Origin of the sequence: Hymenobacter sp. YIM 151500-1 (assembly GCF_025979885.1) — a bacterium.
Taxonomy (GTDB): Bacteria; Bacteroidota; Bacteroidia; order Cytophagales; family Hymenobacteraceae; genus Hymenobacter.
In genome coordinates this window covers 1,009,404-1,029,238 of the sequence record NZ_CP110139.1, presented here as the reverse complement: position 1 = coordinate 1,029,238, position 19,835 = coordinate 1,009,404, and the positions used below count along the sequence as shown (strand labels likewise).

General features: G+C 65.2%; 16 protein-coding genes. 10 read left to right on the top strand and 6 right to left on the bottom strand.

Annotation, left to right across the window (positions count from 1 at the left end; all coding sequences use genetic code 11):
• Positions 1-236: 236 nt before the first annotated feature.
• The 5 genes from OIS53_RS04150 (at position 237) to OIS53_RS04130 (ending at position 5,304) form a co-directional block, all read left to right on the top strand.
• Positions 237-1,802: an NAD(P)/FAD-dependent oxidoreductase gene (locus tag OIS53_RS04150; RefSeq protein WP_264681133.1), complete on the top strand. Its 1,566-nt coding sequence runs from the start codon at positions 237-239 to the stop codon at positions 1,800-1,802.
• A gap of 114 nt (positions 1,803-1,916) precedes the next feature.
• Entirely contained in the window at positions 1,917-2,276 is a 360-nt protein-coding gene (locus OIS53_RS04145; RefSeq protein ID WP_264681132.1) for a CoA-binding protein, read from the top strand.
• Positions 2,277-2,720: 444 nt separating this feature from the next.
• Positions 2,721-3,305, top strand: a complete 585-nt coding sequence (locus tag OIS53_RS04140) for an RNA polymerase sigma factor (protein WP_264681131.1) — start codon at positions 2,721-2,723, stop codon at positions 3,303-3,305.
• A complete protein-coding gene (locus OIS53_RS04135; protein ID WP_264681130.1) occupies positions 3,286-4,113 on the top strand; it encodes a hypothetical protein in 828 nt (275 codons plus the stop codon). Before OIS53_RS04140 ends, OIS53_RS04135 begins: the two co-directional genes overlap by 20 nt.
• A 27-nt stretch (positions 4,114-4,140) precedes the next feature.
• The gene (locus OIS53_RS04130; protein WP_264681129.1) at positions 4,141-5,304 is read left to right on the top strand and encodes a PorT family protein; all 1,164 of its coding nucleotides are present in this window, start codon (positions 4,141-4,143) and stop codon (positions 5,302-5,304) included.
• A gap of 194 nt (positions 5,305-5,498) precedes the next feature.
• Here OIS53_RS04130 and OIS53_RS04125 read toward each other — a convergent pair whose 3' ends face one another.
• Positions 5,499-6,245, bottom strand: a complete 747-nt coding sequence (locus OIS53_RS04125) for a TrmH family RNA methyltransferase (RefSeq protein ID WP_264681128.1) — start codon at positions 6,243-6,245, stop codon at positions 5,499-5,501.
• On the opposite strand from OIS53_RS04125, the gene tamL reads away from it, so the two are divergent.
• On the top strand, positions 6,236-8,833 hold the full coding sequence (gene tamL / locus OIS53_RS04120) for a translocation and assembly module lipoprotein TamL (RefSeq protein WP_264681127.1): 2,598 nt from the start codon (positions 6,236-6,238) through the stop codon (positions 8,831-8,833). The two genes, OIS53_RS04125 and tamL, sit on opposite strands and share 10 nt — an antisense overlap.
• Positions 8,834-9,475: 642 nt before the next feature.
• A complete protein-coding gene (locus tag OIS53_RS04115) occupies positions 9,476-12,652 on the top strand; it encodes a T9SS type A sorting domain-containing protein (RefSeq protein WP_264681126.1) in 3,177 nt (1,058 codons plus the stop codon).
• Positions 12,653-13,164: 512 nt separating this feature from the next.
• Here OIS53_RS04115 and OIS53_RS04110 read toward each other — a convergent pair.
• Positions 13,165-15,342, bottom strand: a complete 2,178-nt coding sequence (locus OIS53_RS04110) for an alpha-ketoacid dehydrogenase subunit alpha/beta (RefSeq protein WP_264681125.1) — start codon at positions 15,340-15,342, stop codon at positions 13,165-13,167.
• 276 nt (positions 15,343-15,618) lie between these two features.
• Here OIS53_RS04110 and OIS53_RS04105 point away from each other — a divergent pair, with 276 nt between their 5' ends.
• From OIS53_RS04105 to OIS53_RS04095, 3 genes are all read left to right on the top strand, one after another.
• Complete coding sequence (locus OIS53_RS04105) at positions 15,619-16,137, top strand: GNAT family N-acetyltransferase (protein WP_264681124.1); 519 nt, start codon at positions 15,619-15,621, stop codon at positions 16,135-16,137.
• Between the two features lie 162 nt (positions 16,138-16,299).
• Positions 16,300-17,250, top strand: coding sequence for an oxygen-dependent coproporphyrinogen oxidase (gene hemF, locus OIS53_RS04100; protein WP_264681123.1), 951 nt, complete (start codon positions 16,300-16,302; stop codon positions 17,248-17,250).
• Entirely contained in the window at positions 17,247-17,825 is a 579-nt protein-coding gene (locus tag OIS53_RS04095; protein WP_264681122.1) for a phosphatase PAP2 family protein, read from the top strand. The genes hemF and OIS53_RS04095 overlap by 4 nt, the downstream gene beginning before the upstream one ends.
• Positions 17,826-17,846: 21 nt before the next feature.
• On the opposite strand, the gene OIS53_RS04090 is transcribed toward OIS53_RS04095, so the two are convergent.
• From OIS53_RS04090 to OIS53_RS04075, 4 genes are all read right to left on the bottom strand, one after another.
• Entirely contained in the window at positions 17,847-18,125 is a 279-nt protein-coding gene (locus tag OIS53_RS04090; protein ID WP_264681121.1) for a hypothetical protein, read from the bottom strand.
• A 76-nt stretch (positions 18,126-18,201) separates the two neighbouring features.
• A complete protein-coding gene (locus OIS53_RS04085; protein WP_264681120.1) occupies positions 18,202-18,459 on the bottom strand; it encodes a hypothetical protein in 258 nt (85 codons plus the stop codon).
• A 60-nt stretch (positions 18,460-18,519) separates the two neighbouring features.
• Positions 18,520-18,726 (bottom strand): hypothetical protein, encoded by a 207-nt coding sequence (locus OIS53_RS04080; RefSeq protein ID WP_264681119.1) that lies wholly within the window; start codon positions 18,724-18,726, stop codon positions 18,520-18,522.
• A 51-nt stretch (positions 18,727-18,777) separates the two neighbouring features.
• Positions 18,778-19,632, bottom strand: coding sequence for a DUF3108 domain-containing protein (locus OIS53_RS04075; protein WP_264681118.1), 855 nt, complete (start codon positions 19,630-19,632; stop codon positions 18,778-18,780).
• Between the last annotated feature and the right edge of the window lie 203 nt (positions 19,633-19,835).

The window sequence follows — 19,835 nt, the reverse complement described above, 5'->3', positions numbered from 1 at the left end:
AAGACTTGCTGAACGCCGCCCGGCCGGGCGTGTACCAGGTCAGGCGGTGGTAAGCAGATGGCAGCTGCGTAACGCACCCACTTGCTCTTCAGTGGCACGGTGCTGGTGGCGTCGGTTTGCCTGGCACCGCGCTGAAACCCGCGCACCAAACGCCACCGGCCCGTGTTAGCCCCTTACCTTTGCCTCAGCAACGGTTTTCCTACGGTTCAAAGGCTAACTACCTTTCGCCCTCTCCCATGCCCGACAAACAAGAACTGGAACTGCTGCTTCCGCCGGAAGTAGCCTACGACGAGCTGGCCCGCTACCGCGCCCTGCTCGACGCGGCCGGCCTCAGGCCCGGCCAGGCCGACTTCGTGCACCTGCGCAAACGGTCCATTGATGCCCGCGGCCGCCAGCCCCTGGTGCGCCTGCGTGCCGACATCTACCACTCCGCCCCGCCCGCCGACCTGTTCGGCCCCTGGTTTCACTACCCCGACGTGAGCCGCGCCCGGCGCTCGGTGCTTATTGTGGGGGCCGGGCCGGCGGGGCTGTTTGCGGCGTTGCGCGCCATTGAGCTGGGAATCAGGCCCGTGGTGCTGGAGCGCGGCAAGGACGTGCGCACCCGCCGCCGCGACCTGGCCGCCCTGAACAAGGAGCACGTGGTGCACCCCGACTCCAACTACTGCTTCGGCGAGGGCGGGGCCGGCACCTACTCCGACGGCAAGCTCTACACCCGCTCCACCAAGCGCGGCGACGTGCAGCGCATCCTGCGCCTGCTGGTGCAGCACGGCGCCACCCCCGACATTCTGGTGGATGCCCACCCCCACATTGGCACCAACAAGCTGCCCGGCGTGGTGGCCGCCCTGCGCGACAGTATCCGGGCGGCCGGGGGCGAGGTGCGCTTCGACACCCGCGTAGACGACCTCATCCTGGAAAAAGACCACCTGCGCGGAGTGGTGACGGCCGCAGGCGAAGCCCTGGAAGCCGACGCCGTGATTCTGGCCACCGGCCACTCGGCCCGCGACATCTACGAGCTGCTGCACCGGCGCGGGGTGCTCATCGAGGCCAAGCCCTTTGCCCTGGGCGTGCGCGTGGAGCACCCCCAGCAGCTTATCGACCAGGCCCAGTACCGCCGCCCCGACCGGGGGCCGCTGCCGGCGGCTTCGTACGCGCTGGTGCACCAAACCCAGTGGCAGGGCCGGCAGCGCGGGGTGTTTTCGTTTTGCATGTGTCCCGGCGGCTTCATTGTGCCGGCCGCCACGGCCCCCGGCGAGGTAGTGGTGAACGGCATGAGCCCCAGCCGCCGCGACTCGCGCTTTGCCAACTCCGGCATTGTGGCGGCCGTGGAGCTGGAAGACCTGGACCTGCGCCGGCACGGCCCGCTGGCCGGCCTGCGCCTCCAGCAGGACATTGAGCGGCGGGCCTGCCAGCTGGCCGGCGGCACCCAGCTGGCCCCGGCCCAGCGCCTCGGCGACTTTCTGCAGAAAAAGGTGAGCCGGGAGCTGCTGGAAACCAGCTACCAGCCCGGCCTGCACGCCGTGGTCATGGACGAGGTGCTGGGCGCGGGCCTCGCGGAGCGCCTGCGCCAGGGCTTCCGCGACTTCGGCCGCAAGATTCCGGGCTACGCCACCAACCTGGCCCAGCTAGTGGGCGTGGAAAGCCGCACGTCCTCGCCCGTGCGCATTCCCCGCGACCGGGACACACTGGAGCATCCGCAGGTGCGCGGGCTGTTTCCGTGCGGCGAAGGCGCCGGGTACGCCGGCGGCATCGTGTCGGCGGCCATGGACGGGGAGCGGTGCGCCGAGGCGGTATTTGCGCGGTAGGGGCGCGTGGCACGCGCCCGACCAGCAAGGCCATCCGGCAACTTGCGCGGCTTCCTGCCGTTTTTAAACTGAATTTACCCTAACGACTAGGCGCGTGCGACGCGCCCCTACCATATGAAAAAGACCCTTGTTCTCGGCGCTTCCGATAACCCGGCCCGCTATGCCTACCGGGCCGTGCATCAGCTCAAAAACCACGGCTACGACGTAGTGCCCGTGGGCATCCGGAAAGGCCAGGTGGCCGGCCTTGCCATTCACACCGACCGGCCCCACCCCACCGATGTAGACACCGTGACCCTGTACGTGGGCCCGCAAAACCAGCCCGGCTGGTACGATTACATCCTGGCCCTCAATCCCAAACGCATCATCTTTAACCCCGGCACCGAAAACCCCGAGCTGGAGCGCCTGGCCCAGCAGCGCGGCATCCGGACCGAGGAAGCCTGCACGCTGGTGATGCTAAGCGTGGGTCAGTACTAGAAGTGAGAAGTGAGAGGTGAGAGGTGAGAGGTGAGATAGTAGAACCGCAGCCCCCCAGCGGGGCGGCATATCGGTAGAAATCATCCGGCAATAATGATTTAAAGCCCCAGCGGGGCGACACCCAATCGTCCGCGGATGGTGGTGTCGCCCCACTGGGGCTTGGTCTTTTTCTTTCTTCTTTTTCTACCGATTTTTTCTACCGATATGCCGCCCCACTGGGGCTTTTCGTTCTTTTCTGCCTACTTCTGCTACCGATATGTCGCCCCTCCGGGGCTGCGGTTCTCCTGTCTCACTTCTCACTTCTCACTTCTCACTTCTCACCTCTTTTTCAGAAAATTATGGAGGGTGGGTAAAAATTCTTGCGGGGGCAGGCAACGCCGGTGCAACCTTTGCCATCTAGCCAGCCAAATGCCTTGCTCCTGACCTGAACTTTACTTCTTTGCCGTGACTGATGCCGAGTTGATAGCCGCCTGTCGCCAGGGGAGCAGCCGCGCCCAGAAGCAGCTCTACGAGCGGTTTGCCGGGCTGATGCTGACCGTGTGCCTGCGCTACCTGCGCCGCCGCGAAGACGCCGAGGAAGCCCTGATGGTGGGGTTTACCAAGGTGTTTCGGGCCCTGGACCAGTACCGCCACGAGGGCTCGTTTGAGGGCTGGGTGCGGCGCATCATGGTGAACGAAGCCCTGGGGCAGCTGCGCCGCAAGGAGCCCCTGCACCTGGCCATCGACGACCTCACCTACGACACGCCCGCCACCCCGGCCGACGCCGAAAGCCAGCTCAACGCCGCCGACATGCTGGCCGTACTAGCCGAACTACCCGCCGGCTACCGCACGGTGTTTAACCTGTACGCCCTGGAGGGCTACACCCACCCCGAAATAGGCGAGCTGCTGGGCATTTCGGAAGGCACCAGTAAGTCGCAGCTCAGCAAGGCCCGCGCCATGCTGCAGCGCCGCCTGGCCGCTGCCGCTGCCCAGGCCCGCCCCTCTTCTACCGCCTCACCCAAAGAACTGTATGCAACCGGAAGATATTGATAAGCTGTTCCGGGACCGGCTCGACGGCCATGCCACCCCGCCCCCGGCCTACCTCTGGCACGACCTGGAGGCCGAGCTGCAGCCCCAGCGCCGCCGGCCCGTGTTGTGGCTGGCCGCCGCGGCTATGGCCCTGCTCACCCTGCTGGGTGGCACCGCCTGGCTGCTCCTACAAGGCCCCGCCTTCGGGCCGGCCTCCCAGCCCGTGGCCTCCACCCCCCGGCCCCAGCCCGCCGGCCCCGCTCCCCAGAAAAAAAGCCAGCCCCAGGCAACTCCCGCCCCTGCTGCTGCATCTGACGCTCTGGCCACGGCAACGACCACCGCTGTGGTGCCCCCGGCCAAAACGCCGGCTCCGAGCCTGACTTCCGCAGCCCGCACGGGCGGTGCACAGCCCACCCGGCCCCGGAAGTTAGCCCGGACCACCACTCCGGCCGAGCCCCGGCCCGCACCAGCCGCTCCGGCGCCGGAACAGCTGGCGCTGGCCCCCGCCGAAGCCCGGCCCCTGCCGGAGCCTTCCGCCCCGGAACCTACGCCCGGTGCCGTTGCGGCCCTGGCCCAAACGCCGGCCGTGGCTCCCAACGCCCTGGCCACCGGACCCATCGACGTGGAGGTGCACCCCACGCCGAACAGTTCGGCCGCAGTGGCCGCCCCGGCGGGGCGCCCCCGCCTGGGCCGGGTGCTGCGGCAGGCCCGCAATGCCGTGCGCGGCGACCAGGTGAGCCTGCGCGAAGCCGGGCTGGCCCTGCCGGAGAAGGTAACCGTGCAGGCCCGCCTGGGCGGCCGGACCCTCACCACTGTAATTCAACTCTAATTTCTCTTTCCCCGCACTTTTTGGGTCATGAAACGCCTCCTCTCTCTCCTCGCTTTGCTGCTCCTCGTGGGTGCTCTGCCCTCCCGCCTGCTGGCCGCCACGCCCCCAGCCGGCCCCGACGATACCATCCTGGTGAAACTGCCCAACCAGGCCACCATGACGCTGTTCGTGAAAAACAAAGCCCAGCTCCGGGAGCTGCGCAGCTACAAGCTCGACTCGCTGCTGCTGCTGCTCGAAGGCTACATCACCCAGGCCGAAGCCGCCGGCAAAAACTCCAAGTCCGATAAAGTGACCCTGGAGTTCTATCCCGCCAAAGACCGGCCCGGCAAGCAGTTGCCCGAGCAAATCCGGGTGACGGTGCGCAACGATGGCGCTACCCGCTCTGCTGGCGCCAAAGGCGACAAAGTGGAAGTAACCATGGGGCGCCTGTTTGGGGTGAAGGTGGAAGAAGGCACCGGCGCCAATGGCTCCGACCGGGTGGAAGTTCACCTGGGTTCTACCCCCAAGGATGATTCCATTAACAACGCCCGGCGCAAAGCCAAGCAGGAGGAAAGAGCCAACCGCGCCGTGCGCAGCAACTTCAACCTGAACCTGGGGCTGAACGCCTGGGTAAACCAGGCGGGCTCCACCACCACCGACGTGCAGCCCGACCTGCGGCCCTTCGGCTCCCGCTACCTAAGCCTCAACTGGCACTACGACATCCGCGTAGGCCGCCGGGGTTCTCCTCTATACTTAGTCACCGGACCCGAGCTGGCCTTTAACAACTACATGCTCGATGGCAACTATCAGTTTGCGGACGCCGACAACCGGACGGAAATTGCGCAAGCTCCCGCGGGCCGGGAGCTGGAAAAAAGCAAGCTGGCCGTCACCACTATCAACTTGCCGCTGATGGCCAAGCTCAGCTTCCAAAACAAAAAGGGCAAAGACGCCTTCCGCATCGGGGCGGGCGGGTTTGTGGGCTACCGCCTGGGCTCCCACACCAAGCTGAAATATGAGCAGGACGGCCGCACCCGCAAAGACAAGGACCGTGGCGGCTACAACCTCCAGGACTTTCAGTACGGCGTGCAGGGCATCATTGGCATCCGCGGCATCGAGCTGTTTGCCAAGTACAATCTGAACGAAGTGTTCAAGGACAACCGCGGCCCCCAGGCCCAAACCCTTAGCTTCGGCTTCTCCTCGTTGCTGAATTAGGAATGAGGTAAATGGTGAAAAGTAAGATATGACAGGCGCAGGTTCTGTAATCCTGAGCACAGTGAAGGACCTTTTTCCGCTAGAGCGAATCGTTGATACGAGCCTCGTTCTGGTGGGAAGAGGTCCTTCGCATAACGCAGGATGCTTTTCTACTTCTTATCTGTCACCCTTCACCTCATAACCTCACCACTCCCTCACGCATTCCGGTAGAAATTATCCAGCAGAATAGCCGCCGACACGGCTACGTTCAGGCTTTCGGCCTGGCCGCGGCCGGGAATGTGCAGACGCTGGGTGAGGCCGGCTTCCACTTCGGGGGTGAGGCCGTGCGACTCGCTGCCCATGACCAGCACGCCGCTGGGGCGCAGGCTGAGGCGGTGCACATTGTCGCCGTGCAGGTCGGCGCCGTACACGGGCAGGCCGGCGGGCAGCGTGCCGAGCCAGGCGGGCAAGTTGCGCTGCCACACGGGCACCCGCGTAAACGAGCCCATGGTGGCGGCCACGGTTTTGGGGGCCCAGGGGTCGGCGCAGGTGTCGGAGCACACCACCCCGGCCAGGCCGTACCAGTCGGCCAACCGGATGAGGGTGCCCACGTTGCCAGGGTCGCGCACCTGGTCCAGGGCCAGCAGCAGCTGGCCGGGCACCGGGCGCAGCGGCGGCTCCGGGGGCAGGCGGGCTACGGCCAGGGCGGTGGTGTTGGTGCTGAGCGTACTGAGGCGGGTCAGCTCGTCCTCGCTCACGAGGTCGAGGGGCACGCCAGCGGGCAGCTCGGCTTGAATTTTGTCGGCGAAATCGGCTGTCAGGCACAGGCGTTCCGTTGTAAGTTGCGACCTTAGCAACTCCCGGACGCTCTTGCCGCCCTCCACCAGGAAGGCGCCGTGCCGGAGCCGGTACTTTTTCAGGTGCAGCGCGTGCACGTATTTCGCTACTGCTTTTGATACCATATTCGTCGTCGAACGGAACGCCCTCAGCGGGGCTTTTTTGGAAGCGGTTTTCGGCCGGGCTGGGGCTGGGCGGGGCCTTGCTGGCCGGCAGCCTGGCCGGCTGCTCGCCCCTGCGCCTGCTGGCGCCAGGCCAGCGCCTGCTGCACCGCGTGAAAGTGGAAGGCACGGAGCGGGCCGACGCGGAGCGCCTGCAAAGCCTGGTGCAGCAGCAGCCCAACAGCACGTTTCCGCTGCCAAAGGTAGCCATCTACCAGCTAGGCCGCACCTTCTACAACCCCGACCGGATTCAGCGCAACCTGGCCGAGGAGTACGCCCACTACACCCAGCGCATCCAAGCGGCCGGCACCGACTCGGCTGAGGTGGGCAAGCTGCTTACCAAGCGCGAGCGGCACGTGCGCCGCCACCAGCTGGCCCTCGACAAAGGCAACGCCATCATGCGCCTGGGCGAGCCGCCCGTGGTGTACGACTCCTCGCTCACGGCCCGGACCGTGGAGCAGCTCAGCACCTTTCTGCGCTCCAAAGGCTTTTTCCGCAACTCCGTGACGGCCGTGGACACCGTGCCCACCCGCACCTTCGCCCCGCTGCGGCTGCTGACGCTACGCAGTCCGTTCCGGGCCGAGCCCCGGCGCGTGACGGTGGTGTACCGCGTGCGGGAAGGCGTGCCGTTTCGGCTTTCCCAGCTCGACTACGACATTGCCGACTCGGCCGTGGCGCGGTACGTGCGGGCGGGCCAGCCGCAGAGCCTGCTGCACGTAGGCGACCAGTACGACGAGGAGGTGATTGGGCAGGAGCGCAGCCGCCTCGACAACCTACTGAAAAACCAGGGCTTCTACGACTTCCGGGAGCAGTACATCAGCCTGGAGGCCGACACCAGCTTTGCCCCGGCCACCGTGCGCCTGCGCACCCTGGTGGCCCCGCCGGCCACCGGCGGGCCCCACCGGCAGTACGCCATCCGGCACGTAACCATGGTAACCGACGCCGGGCTGGTGCGCTTCGGGCGGCAACGCGACACGCTGGTGCGCGACTCGGTACACTACCTGGCCTACGAGCACCGCTTCAGCACCAAGGCCCTGGACCGCAAGCTGAGCGTGCGCCCCGGCCACCTCTACAGCCAGCGCAACACCCAGCTCACCCAGCGCCAGCTCGCCAACCTGGACATGTTCCGCTTCAGCGCCGTGACCTACCGGCGCGTGCGCGGCCCCGAGGCCCCCGCCGACTCAGCCCAAGGCCTGCTCGACGCCACCATCAACGCCTCGCCGGCCAAGAAGTACCAGGAAACCACCGAGTTCGGCGGAACCTACGTGGCTGAGCGGGTGGGGCCGTTCGGCAACGTGCGCTGGAAGGTGCGCAACGTGTTCGGGGGCGCCGAAATCCTGGAGCTGGGCCTGCGAGCCGGTTTTGAAGGCCAGTTCAGCGCCACCGGCGGCGACGGTACCCGCCTGGAAAGCGTGCTGACCACCCAGCTGGGCGCCAACGTGAACCTCGTGCTGCCCCAGTTTCTGGTGCCCTGGCGCACCAACCGCTACCTGGCTTCCTACAATCCCCAAACCCGCATCAACGCCGCCTACACCTACGTGCAGCGGCCCGAGTACACCCGCACCAACGCCGAAGCCACCTACGACTACATCTGGCAGCGCAATGCTTTTCAGCAGTACGTGCTGACCCCGCTCGACATCAGCATCATCGGCACCCCGCAAATCAGCGCCGAGTTCCGGCGCGACCTGGAGCTGCTACAGCTGACGCAGGGCTCCCCGCTGATTCGCGCCTTCGATAACCTGTTCATTCCCAGCGGCAGTGCCACGTCGGTCTACAACTCCAACGACTTCAACCAGACCCGTGATGCGCGCTACCTGCGCCTGTATGCCGAGGCCGGGGGCCTGACGCGCAGCCTCTACCAGCGGCAGCCGCTGGAAGCGGCCAGCAACCGCCTCAAGGTGTACGACTTCGGCAAGCTCACGGCCGACTACCGCCGCTACCACAAGCTGGGGCCCAGCACCTACGTTGTGTACCGCCTCTCGGGCGGGCTGGCCACGGCCCTCTCCGGCACTCGCACCACCATCCGCGGCGACAACGGCGTGATTCTCCGGCAGGAAACTGACTACCTGATTCCCTACGACAAGTACCTGTTTGCGGGGGGCAGCTCCAGTGTGCGCGCCTGGAAGCCGCGCCGCCTGGGGCCGGGCTCGTTTACCCAGTACCGGTACGACACCACCGGAGTTCTTACCTCGGAGCGGGACTACAACCTGGAGCAGCCCGGCGAGGTGCTGCTGGAAGGCAACGTGGAATACCGCTTTCCGCTGTACAGCTTCGTGAAGGGAGCCTTGTTCACGGACTTCGGCAACGTATGGGCCCTGCGCAGCAACCCGCAACGCCCCGGCGCAACGTTCCGGCTCAATAAGTTCTACCGGCAGCTGGCCGTGGGCTCAGGCATTGGCTTCCGCTTCGACTTCGAGTTTCTGATTCTGCGCCTCGACGTGGCCACCAAGGTGTACGACCCCACGGCGCCGGGCAGCAAGTGGGCCATCCGGCGCTTCAGCCTGCGCGAAGACCAAACCGCCTTCAACCTGGGCATTGGGTATCCTTTCTGATTCAGTCCAGCTACCTCCCGCGGAAAAAGCCCCGGAAAGCAAAAAGGCCGTCCTGCTGTGTCTGGCGTCCGCCCCTTGAAGCACCCCTCCCGCGGGCTACCTTCTGACGACTGCCCCGAAGCGGGCGAGCTGCCTGGCTTCACCTTCCTGCGGTTCGATTCCGCTCCGTTTATTGTGACAAGCATCCTTTACCGCCAGCGCGCGGGATGCTTCTGCAAGCAGATGCCGGATGAAGCAGGACAGTTTACCCTCCATCGGAGCTTTTCAAGCTGCGCACCTTGGGGTTGCTCCCGGTAGCAGTCAATTTCGCTTGACTGCTGAGTTGAATAAAAGAAGCAACTTTACCTTCTTTATATCCAAAATCAAGACAATTAGATACTTATGTATAGGAAACAGATTGCTTTATTTTTTGTGAAGCATACAATAATTCCCAGCTAGTAAAAGCTACACTGAGGTTTACTGGTTATATTTGGCCGTCTCATGTGTGCTGAAGACTTCGTACTGCAGTACGGCATTGTTCAATTTTCGGGTTGGTCATGCGAGACGCCGCCGCTCTGTCTGCTTCCTGTTTTGTTCTATCTGGCTGGCTTGTTTCCGCCCGACAGAATCATTGCTGAAGCCACTCCTTTTCCTTTCCACTATATGAAAACACGCTTACGCTTTGGGGCGCTTCTGCTCCTGTGTGCCCCCGTGGCCGCGGCCTGGGCTGAAGGTTCCCGCCAGCTCACGCCCAACCTCCCCGCCACCCCCACCGACCTGCGCGACCCGGCCAATACCCGCGCCGGCTTCCTCACCCACGATGCCGTGGGCAACGAAAACGTGTCGCTGGGCTTTCTGAAGCCCCGATCCTGGGAACAGTCGGGGCTGAGCTTCACCGACGACTACCGGCTCTACATCCGCCTGAAGCCCGGCGAAACCCTGCACTACGGCGTGCACCGCTCCAACTTTGGCCCCAGCAACTACGCCGACGCGCAGCTGACGCTGCGCTACGGCACCGGGGCAGGCACCATCGTGAAGCAAAACACGCTGGCCCGCGACCAAAGCAGCGCCAACCAGCACCTGCTGAACAGCAACCAGCCGGGCGTAATTGACGATGCGGCGCAAAGCCGCATCGGGCCGGCGGCCCTGGGCGCGGGAGGCTACCAGGCCCTGACCTACACCAACACCACCGGCCAGACCCGCGACTTTTTCATTGAGTTTACCCAGGCCGGCGAGTACACCGACACGGGCACCCAGCCGGGCTTCAACGACCTGGGCACCCGCGCCAGCGGCTTCTCGGCCCAGCGCCGCTCCGAGTACGACTTCTGGGACTTTACCGTGCTGGGCGCCGACGGCAAGGAGAAGCCGGGCCGCCTGTTCAGCAAGTTCTGGTCGTTTACGGCCGGGCAGTCGACGGGCACCCAGTACGAGCACCGGCTGTCGTCGACGTTTGCGCTGTACCCGCTGATTACCAGCCCCCAGAACCCCGGCCTGTACTACGTGAAGCAGATTGAGCTGGCTGGTATGCGCCCGTTCGTGTTCTACTTCGTAGCCAACGCCAACGGCTCGGTGGCCAACGCCGCCAACGGCACCACCTTCGCCGAGCGCCGCAAAAGCCAGGTGGGCAACACGGGCTACGCCGAGTACCCCATCTTCGTCAACAACCCCGACGAGGAGTTCTGGCCCAGCGCCCCCACGCCCGTGTTTGCCACTTCCTCCCAGGGCTTCTGCAACCCCAGCACCGGCCGCGGCGGGGTAGCCTTCACCACCTTGTCCGACGAGCAGGGCTTCGTGTCGATTCTCATTGACCTGAACGGCAACAAGGTGAAGGACGGCAGCGACGTGCTGCTGGAGCAAACCGTGGTGCCCGGCGCCAACACCACCGTCTGGAACGGCCTGGACGCCAGCGGCAACCCCGTGGCCCAGAACACGGCCATCAAGCTGAGCTTTGTCAGCAACGGAGCCCCGGTAAACTTCCCGGTGTACGACGCCGAGGGCAACCCCGACGGCCTGCGCATCCAGAACATCCGGCCTTCGGTGGGCGGCAACATCTACTACGACCGGCTGTACTGGGACGACTCGCGCCTGACCGCCGCCCGGGCCGGCTCCTTTCCGGCCGCCCCGCCCGCCCCGGATGGCAGCAACGTGCGCCTGGACGGGGTGATTTCCAGCACCGACGCCTACCAGGGCGTGCACCGCTGGGGCGACGCCACCAACGAGGCCGGCAACAACGTGACGGTGAACACCTGGACCTACGGCTTCATCTCGGCCCCGAGCGAAATCACCTACACCTTTGCCTTCGACTGCGACTTCGACAAGGACGGCGTGGCCGACAGCCAGGACCTGGACGACGACAACGACGGCCTGCCGGACCTGGCCGAGAGCAACAACGTCAACCCCGAGACGCTGTCGAACGGCGTGGTGAGCTACCTGGACGGAGCCTTCGTGACGCCCAATCTCGGCGGCTTCCGCGACGTAAACCGCGACGGGGTGAATGATTTGTTCGACACCGACCTGGACGGCCTGCCCAACCACCACGACCTCGACGCCGACGGCGACGGCATCGTGGACGCCCGCGAAACCGGCCCTGGTGGCGCCAGCTTCCCGGTGGCCAGTACCTTTGACGCCAACGGCCGCGTTGCCCCGGCCTCCTTCGTGGATGCCAACGGCAACGGCCTGCACGACGCCTTCCAGACCACGCCCCTCCTTGCCCCGGATACCGACGGCGACGGGGTAGTAAACCCGCTGGACCAGGACTCCGACAACGACGGCATCCTGGACCTACGCGAAGCCCAGACCACGGCGGCCTACCAGGATGCCAAAACCGATGCGGACCGGGACGGGGTAGCCGACGTGTTTGACCCGAGCAACCCGGCCGGTACCGCCGCCGGTACGGCCCTGGTGCCCGTGAACACCGACGCTACCGGCTCGCGGGACTACCTCGACGCCGACACCGACGACGACACCTACCCCGACTGGACCGAGGGCTTCGATGACAACCACAGCGGCTTCGCGGCCGACGACCTGATGCAGCGGGGCCAGGGCTTCCGCGGCAACAACCCCGGCCGGGCCGACAACTACCCCGGCGGCCCCAACCCCGCCTGGCTGCGCGACGATGATGCGGACAACGTGCCGAACTTCATGGATGCCAACAGCAACCACTTCCGCGACACCAACCGCAACGGCCTGGCCGACCTGGTAGACCCCACCTTCGGTGGCGTACCCTCCAAGGCGCCCAAGCGCACCCCCGCCCAGGCCGACGCCGACTTCCGCTTTGCCGGCACCGTAACGCCCCTGCCCGTTACGCTCACCCGCTTCGAGGCCCAGGCCCGCGGTGTGGATGGGGTGCTGACCTGGGAAACCGCCCAGGAAGTGCGCAACGCCGGCTTCACGGTAGAACGCTCGGTGGATGCGGTGCAGTTTGTGCCCGTGGGTCAGGTGGCCGGCCGCGGCACTACCTCCCAGGCCCAGCAGTACCAGTTCACGGACCTGGCCATTGGCCGCACGGCCCGCCTGGTGTACTACCGCCTCCAGCAGCGCGACCAGGACGGCACGGTGCACTATAGCCCCGTAAAACCAGTGCGCTTCGGCAAAGACCAGCTGGGCGGTGTGGCCCTCTACCCCAACCCCACCACCGACGCCACCACCCTCGACCTGACGAGCCAGCCCACCGGCAGCTACACGGTGGAGGTGCTGGGCGCCGAAGGCCGGAAAGTGGCGGTGTGGCCGGCACAGGGTGGCATCGTCAATCCTCTGCCCACGGCTGCCCTGGCCAAAGGGGTGTACCTTCTGCGCCTGGCCGGCCCCAGCCAGCACGTGCTGAAGCTGGTAAAAGAGTAAGCTTAGTTTTTCTGATCTGAAAAGCGGCTCCCGACACTCGGGAGCCGCTTTTTTAATCTATACCGTCCTGCTGAGCCTGTCGAAGCATCTCTCCCGCTTCGTCTGAATAGTATTGCAACGAAGCGGGAGAGATGCTTCGGCCGCGCTCAGCAGAACGGTTACCACTGCAACCTCAGTACACGAGATGCTGCGCCTTTGCGAACACCAGATGGAACATGACGGTCTTTTATACTTATTACCCACACAGCCTGGCACATAAAAACCAGCAGAACGGCCAGCCCCAGCGGGGCGACATATCGGTAGAAAACAAGTCAATATGAACTATAAAGCCCCAGCGGGGCGGCACCAATCGTCAGCACGACCGGGTGTCGCCCCGCTGGGGCTTTTGAATTCATTGTTGCGCGTTCCTCTACCGATATGCCGCCCCGCTGGGGCTGGCCGTTCACTCCTGCATTCACTCATTCACTCATCTACTCATTTGTGCCGCCCCGCTGGGGCGGGCCGTTGTTTTTTCAATACCCTAGCAGTTCCTCCAGTGCCGCCGCTACTTTGTCGGGGTTGGGGAGCATTTGGCGTTCCAGGTCCACGTTGAGGGCAATGGCGGGCAGGTTGGCGGCCCCTAGCGTAAACACGGGGGCGTCGAGCTGGGGGAAGCAGTGGCGCTGGATGCGGCCGGCCAGGCTTTCGGCAAAGGAGTTCAGCAGGGGCTCCTCGGTGAGCACCAGGGCTTTGCCGTGGCGGCGCACGGCTGCTTGCACGGCTTCCCAGTCCAGGGGATTCAGGGTGCGCAGGTCCAGGATTTCGACCTGGCCGGAGAACTGCTTGCTGGCGGTTTTGGCCCAGTGCACGCCCATGCCGTAGGTGATGACCACGCACGACTCGCCCCCGCGCACTTTGTCTTCGGCGGCGGCCTGGGCCACGGCGGCTTGCCCCAGCGGGATGACGTAGCCGGCGGCCGGCTCCATGGTTTTGGCGTCTTCGGTGCCGGGCACCTTGCTCCAGTACAGGCCCTTGTGCTCCAGCAGCACCACGGGGTTGGGGTCGAGGAAAGCGGCCCGCAGCAGGCCCTTCATGTCGGCGGCGTTGCTGGGGTACACCACCTTGATGCCGCGGATGGTAAGCAGGGTGCTTTCCACGGAGCCCGAGTGGTAGGGCCCACCCCCGCCGTAGGCCCCAATGGGCACCCGAATCAGGCTTTGCACCGGAAACTGCCCGTTGGAGAGGTAACAGCTTTTGCTCAGCTCCTCCACGAGCTGGTTGAGGCCGGGCCAGATGTAGTCGGCAAACTGAATTTCGACAATGGCTTTGGCTCCCACGGCACTCATGCCGGCCGTGCTGCCCACGATGTAGGCCTCCTGAATAGGCGTGTTAAACACGCGGGCGTCGCCGTACTTCTTGGCCAGCAAAGCCGCCTCCCGGAACACCCCGCCCAGCTCTCCACCCACGTCCTGCCCGTAGAACAGGGCCTCCGGAAACTCCCGCAGAATATCGTCCACGGCGTGCAGGGCGGCGTCCACCATCGTCACTTTCTCAGCGCCGGCGGGGCTTCGCTCGCCCTGCTCCTGGGTTACGGCCGGGGGCGCAAACTCGTGGTTCTGGAAGGTGGCCGGGTCGGGGCCGGGAGCGGCCAGGGCCCGCTGGTAGTCGGCCTGCACGGTGGCGCGGGCCTGCTGGGCTAGCTCCTGCAATTCCTCTTCCTGGAAGCCCAACTCCAGCAGCTGCTGATGCAGGCGGGGCAGCGGGTCTTGCAGGGCGTGCTGGGCGAGGTTGTCGCCGCGGTACCACTCGCGGCGCACGCCGCTGGTGTGGTGGCCCAGCAGCGGGCAGCGGGCGTGCACCAGCACCGGGCCGCGGCGGGCGCGCACGGTGGCCGCCGCCTCGCTCAGGCACGCGTACGAGGCCAGGAAATCGGCCCCGTCCACTTGCAAACGGTGCAGGCCTTTGAAGCCGGCCGCAAACTCGTAGGCATCCATGGCGCGCATCTCGCGGCCGGTGGCCGAAATGCCCCACTCATTGTCCTGTACCAAGTAGATGATGGGCAACTGGTGTAGCACGGCCATTTGCAGGGCCTCGCTCACTTCGCCCTCGGTCATGGCCCCGTCGCCGATGGAGCACAACACCAACGGCGCAGCCGTTCGCACCTCCGCCGGCAGCAGTCCGAACAGCCCCGGCACGGCTTGCCCTGATTCGTAGAAGTCGCGCGGGTCGGGCGTGAGTGGGTTCAGGCCCTGGCTTTCCAGGTATTTGAGCCCGTGCGCCACGCCGGTGGCCGGAATGGCCTGCATACCGGTGGCCGAGCTTTGGTGCGGAATGGTAGGAAAGCCAGCGCGGCGCAGCGAGGGGTGGCAGTAGTAGGTACGGCCGCCGCTGAACGGGTCGTCGCGCTTGGCCATAAGCTGCAACATCAGCTCGTAGGGCTCCAGGCCCAGGCCGAGCAGCAAGGCGTCGTCGCGGTAGTAAGGGGCGGCGTAGTCGTGCGGGCCGAGGAAGCAGGCGGCGGCCAGCTGAATGGCTTCGTGGCCGCGGGCCGTGGCGTGCACGTATTTGGCCGTTACGGCCTTGTTTTCTTCGTAGAGCCGGGCCATATCGTCGGCCGTGCGCAGGAGGCGGTAGGCGCGCGCCAGCAGGTCGCGGCTGGGCCGGGCGGCGGTAAAATCAGTTTCCAGAGTCGGGGCGGCGTGGGTGAGCATAATAGGCTGGTAAATGCAAGGACGAAAGTACGGAATGCGGGGGTGAGGAAGTGAGAGGTAGTGAGGTAACAGGTGACAGGTAACAGGTGACAGGTAGACCATCATGCTCCATCTGGCGTCCGCTTGCCGAAGCATCTCTGCCTCTGGCTAATCTCAATCGTGAGGACGAAGCGGTAGAGATGCTTCGACAAGCGGACGCCAGATGGAGCATGACAGACGTGTTACTTGTCACTTGTCACTACTCACCTCATCCCCTCATCACCTTACCTTTGCCTCATGCTCACCTTTTCCCCGGCTACCGCCGCCGACATTCCTGCTGTGGTGGCCCTCGTCAACAGCGCCTACCGCGGCGAATCGTCGCGCCAGGGCTGGACTACTGAGGCCGATTTACTCGACGGCTCCCGCACGGACGCCGACGATTTGCACTCCATCCTGGCCGCGCCCGGCGCCACGCTGCTGCTGGCTCGCACCGCGGCCGGGGAGCTGCTCGGCAGCGTGTACCTCAAGCACCAAGCTCCTGACCTGTACCTGGGTATGCTTACGGTGGTGCCCACCCAGCAGGGCCGCGGCCTGGGCAAGCAGCTGCTGGCGGCAGCCGAGGCCCACGCCCGCAGCCTAGGCTGCACCAGCATCCTAATGACCGTTATTTCGGTGCGCCACGAACTGCTGGCTTGGTACGAGCGGCACGGCTTCGCGCGCACCGGCGAAACCGCCTCTTTTCCCGCCGATCCGCGCTTTGGCCAGCCGCGTCAGCCGCTGGAGCTGCTGGTGCTGCGCAAGGAGCTGGCCGAATAGCGGGAAAACCTTCTTGACTAGTACCTTTGCCAACAAAGCTTTTCGCGCAGGGTTGCGCAGAGGAAAAACGCAGTGTTTCGCAGTGTGCTACCGTCGTCTGAACACTGCGGAACACTGCGTTTTTCCTCTGCGCAACCCTGCGCGAAATACTACCTGAATTATATGCCCGAATCCAGCTTCCCCACTCCCACCCCGCAGCCCCGCTTTCGCGACACCGTGGAAGAATGGATGCGCCAGTTTCAGGACTGGCTGTGCCGGCAGCTGGAGACTACTGATGGCGCGGGCCGGTTTCGGGAAGATGCCTGGCAGCACCACAGCGGCGGCGGGGGCCGCAGCCGCATCCTCACCGAAGGCGGCATCATTGAGAAAGGCGGCGTCAACTTCTCGGCGGTGGAAGGCACCATGAGCGAGGCCGCGGCCCGGCAGCTGCTCATGCCCGACCCGCGCTACTTCGCCACCGGCGTGTCGGTGGTGCAGCATCCGCGCAGCCCGCGCGTGCCCATCTCCCACATGAACGTGCGCTACTTCGAGGCCGGCAACGGTGAGGCCTGGTTCGGGGGTGGGCTGGATTTGACGCCCATCTACGTGGACGTGGCCCAGGCCCGCTGGTTTCACCGGCAGATTGCCGAGGTGTGCGCAGCCCACCAGCCGGGCTACTACGGCCGCTTCAAAGCCTGGGCCGACGAGTACTTCTACCTGCCGCACCGCCAGGAAACCCGCGGCATCGGCGGCATCTTCTTCGACCGCCAGGTTGTCGGCAAAGACGGCGACCAGGAGGCCCTGTTTGCCTTCGTGCGGGCCGTGGGCGAGGTGTACGGGCGCACGTACTGCGAGCTGCTGCGCCAGAACGCCGACCTGCCCTACACCGAGGCCGAGAAGCGCTGGCAGCTGGTACGGCGCGGGCGCTACGCCGAGTTCAACCTGGCCATCGACCGGGGCACGCGCTTCGGGCTGGAAACCGGGGGCCGCACCGAAAGCATCCTGATGAGCCTGCCCCCGCAGGCCGAGTGGCACTACAACCTCATTCCCGCCCCCGGCTCGCCCGAAGCCGAAACCCAACAGTGGCTCCAAAAGGGCATCGACTGGCTTTCTGACCCACCTGCTGCCGCTTGACCGACCCGCTCTACGCCCTGGACCGGTGGCTGCTGCTAGCCGCCAACCGCCACCATACGCCCCGCCTTGATGCGTGGATGGTATTTTTTACGGAACGCCTCGTGTGGTTTCCGGCCTACTTCGTGCTGCTGGTGGTGCTGGTTTACCTCTACGGGCGGCGGGCCCGGCTGCTGCTGCCCCTGCTCGGCCTGAGCGTGCTGCTGGCCGATGTGGTGTCGAGCCGCGTGTTCAAGCCATTTTTCGCCCGTCTCCGCCCCTGCCACAACCCGGAGCTAACCGCTGCGCTGAACCTGGTGAATGGCTGCGGCGGCAAGTTTGGGTTCCTGTCCTCGCACGCGGCTAACTCCTTTGCCCTGGCTGTGTTTGTGGCGCTGGTGCTGCCCGCCCGCTACCGCGTGGCCAAAGTGTTGCTGTTGGGCTGGGCCGCGCTGGTTAGCTACAGCCGCATCTACCTGGGTGCCCACTACCCCTCCGATGTGCTGGCCGGCGCCCTGCTGGGCTCCGCTCTGGCTTGGGCCTGCGCTACGGCCTACTCGCGCCTGGCGGCGCGGTGGTGGCCGCAGCCCAGGAGCTAGGAGCAGGCCCCGTGGCCGGCATCAGCAGGAAAACCAGAAGTCCACATCCACCAAGCGGCCGTGCTCAAAGTGCAACCGGAGGGCGCCTTCGGTAGGCTGCCCCTGATAGATATAGTGGAGGCTAACCGTTACGCCGGGTTGGCCTGGGGCGTCTACATTAGCCTGCTGCCCAGACGTCGGAAACCGCTTCCGCACGTCTTCCAGCGTGGTGTGCTGGTTTAGCGGGAGCTGCCCCAGCTGCCCCTGGAACTTGCCGGTTGTGACATCAAAACTCGTGAGAATAGCTCTGGTGCCGCACACCTCATAGGCAGTTTTGTTCTATACCGCCGCACCTACAGCAGGCTTCCATACTTTTACTGAAATATCTTATCAGCCGCTACGCCCGGCGCCGGGCTGGCCCGGCTTCCCGCCCCAGCACCCGGCTGAGCACCTGCTCCAGGGCAGCCAGGGTTACTACGTCGCCTTGCAGGAGCACGCGCCGCGCCTGCCACAGCAGCAGCTTGCGGGGGCGGCCATCTTCGCCGGTGGTGCAGTAGAGCGGCCCCCCGGCCTGGGGGCTGAGCGGGCGGGTGTAGAAGCCGGGGCGCACCTGCGCGAAGCCGCGCGCCAGCAGCGTGTCGTGGAAATAAGCCATACGTATAAGGAAAGCCCCCGCAACTTACGTTTCGGGGGCTTTTTAAGCCGGGAATTGAATTTACTTAGCGGGCTTGCGCTTGCCGGTGTGGCCGTCGCCTTTGTCGCCCTGGCCGGGCTTGCTCGTAATCTTGGAGTTGTGTCGGTCGTCCTGCGACAGGGACTTGTTCAGGTCTACCTCGCTGGTAAATTCGCCCTTTTCGTTGCGGCGCACGTAGCGCTTGTCGCCGGGCGTAGGCTCTATCAGTTCGCGCTTGGACTTTGCCATGACAGTAACAGGTTGATGTTCTTCCCGATACGAGGTTTGGGCCGAGTAGTTTTACCGCGCGGGTTGGAACAGCTGCCTGCCCGGCGCCAGCTCCACGGCCGGGGTAGCCAGCTTCACTTTGTAGCGCACGTAGCTGTTGTAGTGCTCCTCCATTTTCAGCACCTCACGGGTTTTGGCGGCTATCCAGAACACGGCGTAGTTCTTGGCGTCGTAGTCGACGCGCAGCTGCCAGCACCGGAGGCGTTGGTTGCCGGCCACAGGCAAATCTTCCTCACCTGTCACGTAGTACAGGTAGCCTTTAGGCGGCGTTTTGCTGCCGGGGTGGTAGAAGCGCAGGTAGAACTTCTTGCCGGGGGCATAGTTCAGCTGCTCAAAGGTTTCCAGGTCCAGCTCCCAGTTGAGCGTGGGGCCGGGCAGGGCCTGGGAGAAGCCCCGCTTGCCGTTGCCGGCCACCGAATCGGCCCCGACCACGGCCGTAGAAGTGAAGGTGAAAGCCTCGATGCCTGTTTTGCGCATCTGGGTGCGGTGGTAGAGAGGCGCAAAATCGGCCAGCCGGCAAATGGAAAACACCTGGCGGTTGCGCAGGGTGTCGCCGCCGAGCCAGGTTTGGGTGATGCGCACCTCGCCCCGTGCCCGGTCCAGCTGCACGCGCCGAATCCAAACCGCGGACGAGTTGAAGCTGGCCGGTTGGTCGGGCTTGAGCACGCTCACCAGGTACTGGCGGGTGCCTTCGCGCAAGGTCTTCAGGGGCCGGCCCGGCAGTGCACCGGCTGTGTCGGCGGTGGCGGCCGGGTGGCGAGCAGGCGGGGCCGGGTGCTGGGCCGCGGCGGCAGCCGGCAACAGGAGCAACAGCGCCACCGCCGCACAGGTGGCCAGGTGCCGCCCGCAGTAAGAAGGGGCTTTCATACAGCAGAGAGTTGTGGTTGGCGAAATGAGTATGCGGCAAAGGAAACCGTATTGCCAGCCCGGCACCGTGGTATTCGACCTACCAGCCCGACAGATTGGCAGTTGGGCGGCTATATCCGCCCGTGGCGGATGGTCGAAGCACTGCGCCGGAGCGTCGGACAACCAGGCCGGATGGTAGAATAAACCCGGCTCCCGGCCTGGAA

Excerpts from the sequence above, each read along its gene's own strand:
- OIS53_RS04135 (WP_264681130.1), top strand. The coding sequence starts at position 3,286 with ATGCAACCGGAAGATATTGATAAGCTGTTCCGGGACCGGCTCGACGGC.
- OIS53_RS04110 (WP_264681125.1), bottom strand. The coding sequence starts at position 15,342 with ATGCTCACCCACGCCGCCCCGACTCTGGAAACTGATTTTACCGCCGCC.
- hemF (WP_264681123.1), top strand. The coding sequence starts at position 16,300 with ATGCCCGAATCCAGCTTCCCCACTCCCACCCCGCAGCCCCGCTTTCGC.
- OIS53_RS04150 (WP_264681133.1), top strand. The coding sequence starts at position 237 with ATGCCCGACAAACAAGAACTGGAACTGCTGCTTCCGCCGGAAGTAGCC.
- OIS53_RS04115 (WP_264681126.1), top strand. The coding sequence starts at position 9,476 with ATGAAAACACGCTTACGCTTTGGGGCGCTTCTGCTCCTGTGTGCCCCC.
- OIS53_RS04125 (WP_264681128.1), bottom strand. The coding sequence starts at position 6,245 with ATGGTATCAAAAGCAGTAGCGAAATACGTGCACGCGCTGCACCTGAAA.
- OIS53_RS04080 (WP_264681119.1), bottom strand. The coding sequence starts at position 18,726 with ATGGCAAAGTCCAAGCGCGAACTGATAGAGCCTACGCCCGGCGACAAG.
- OIS53_RS04145 (WP_264681132.1), top strand. The coding sequence starts at position 1,917 with ATGAAAAAGACCCTTGTTCTCGGCGCTTCCGATAACCCGGCCCGCTAT.
- OIS53_RS04085 (WP_264681120.1), bottom strand. The coding sequence starts at position 18,459 with ATGGCTTATTTCCACGACACGCTGCTGGCGCGCGGCTTCGCGCAGGTG.
- OIS53_RS04075 (WP_264681118.1), bottom strand. The coding sequence starts at position 19,632 with ATGAAAGCCCCTTCTTACTGCGGGCGGCACCTGGCCACCTGTGCGGCG.
- OIS53_RS04130 (WP_264681129.1), top strand. The coding sequence starts at position 4,141 with ATGAAACGCCTCCTCTCTCTCCTCGCTTTGCTGCTCCTCGTGGGTGCT.
- OIS53_RS04105 (WP_264681124.1), top strand. The coding sequence starts at position 15,619 with ATGCTCACCTTTTCCCCGGCTACCGCCGCCGACATTCCTGCTGTGGTG.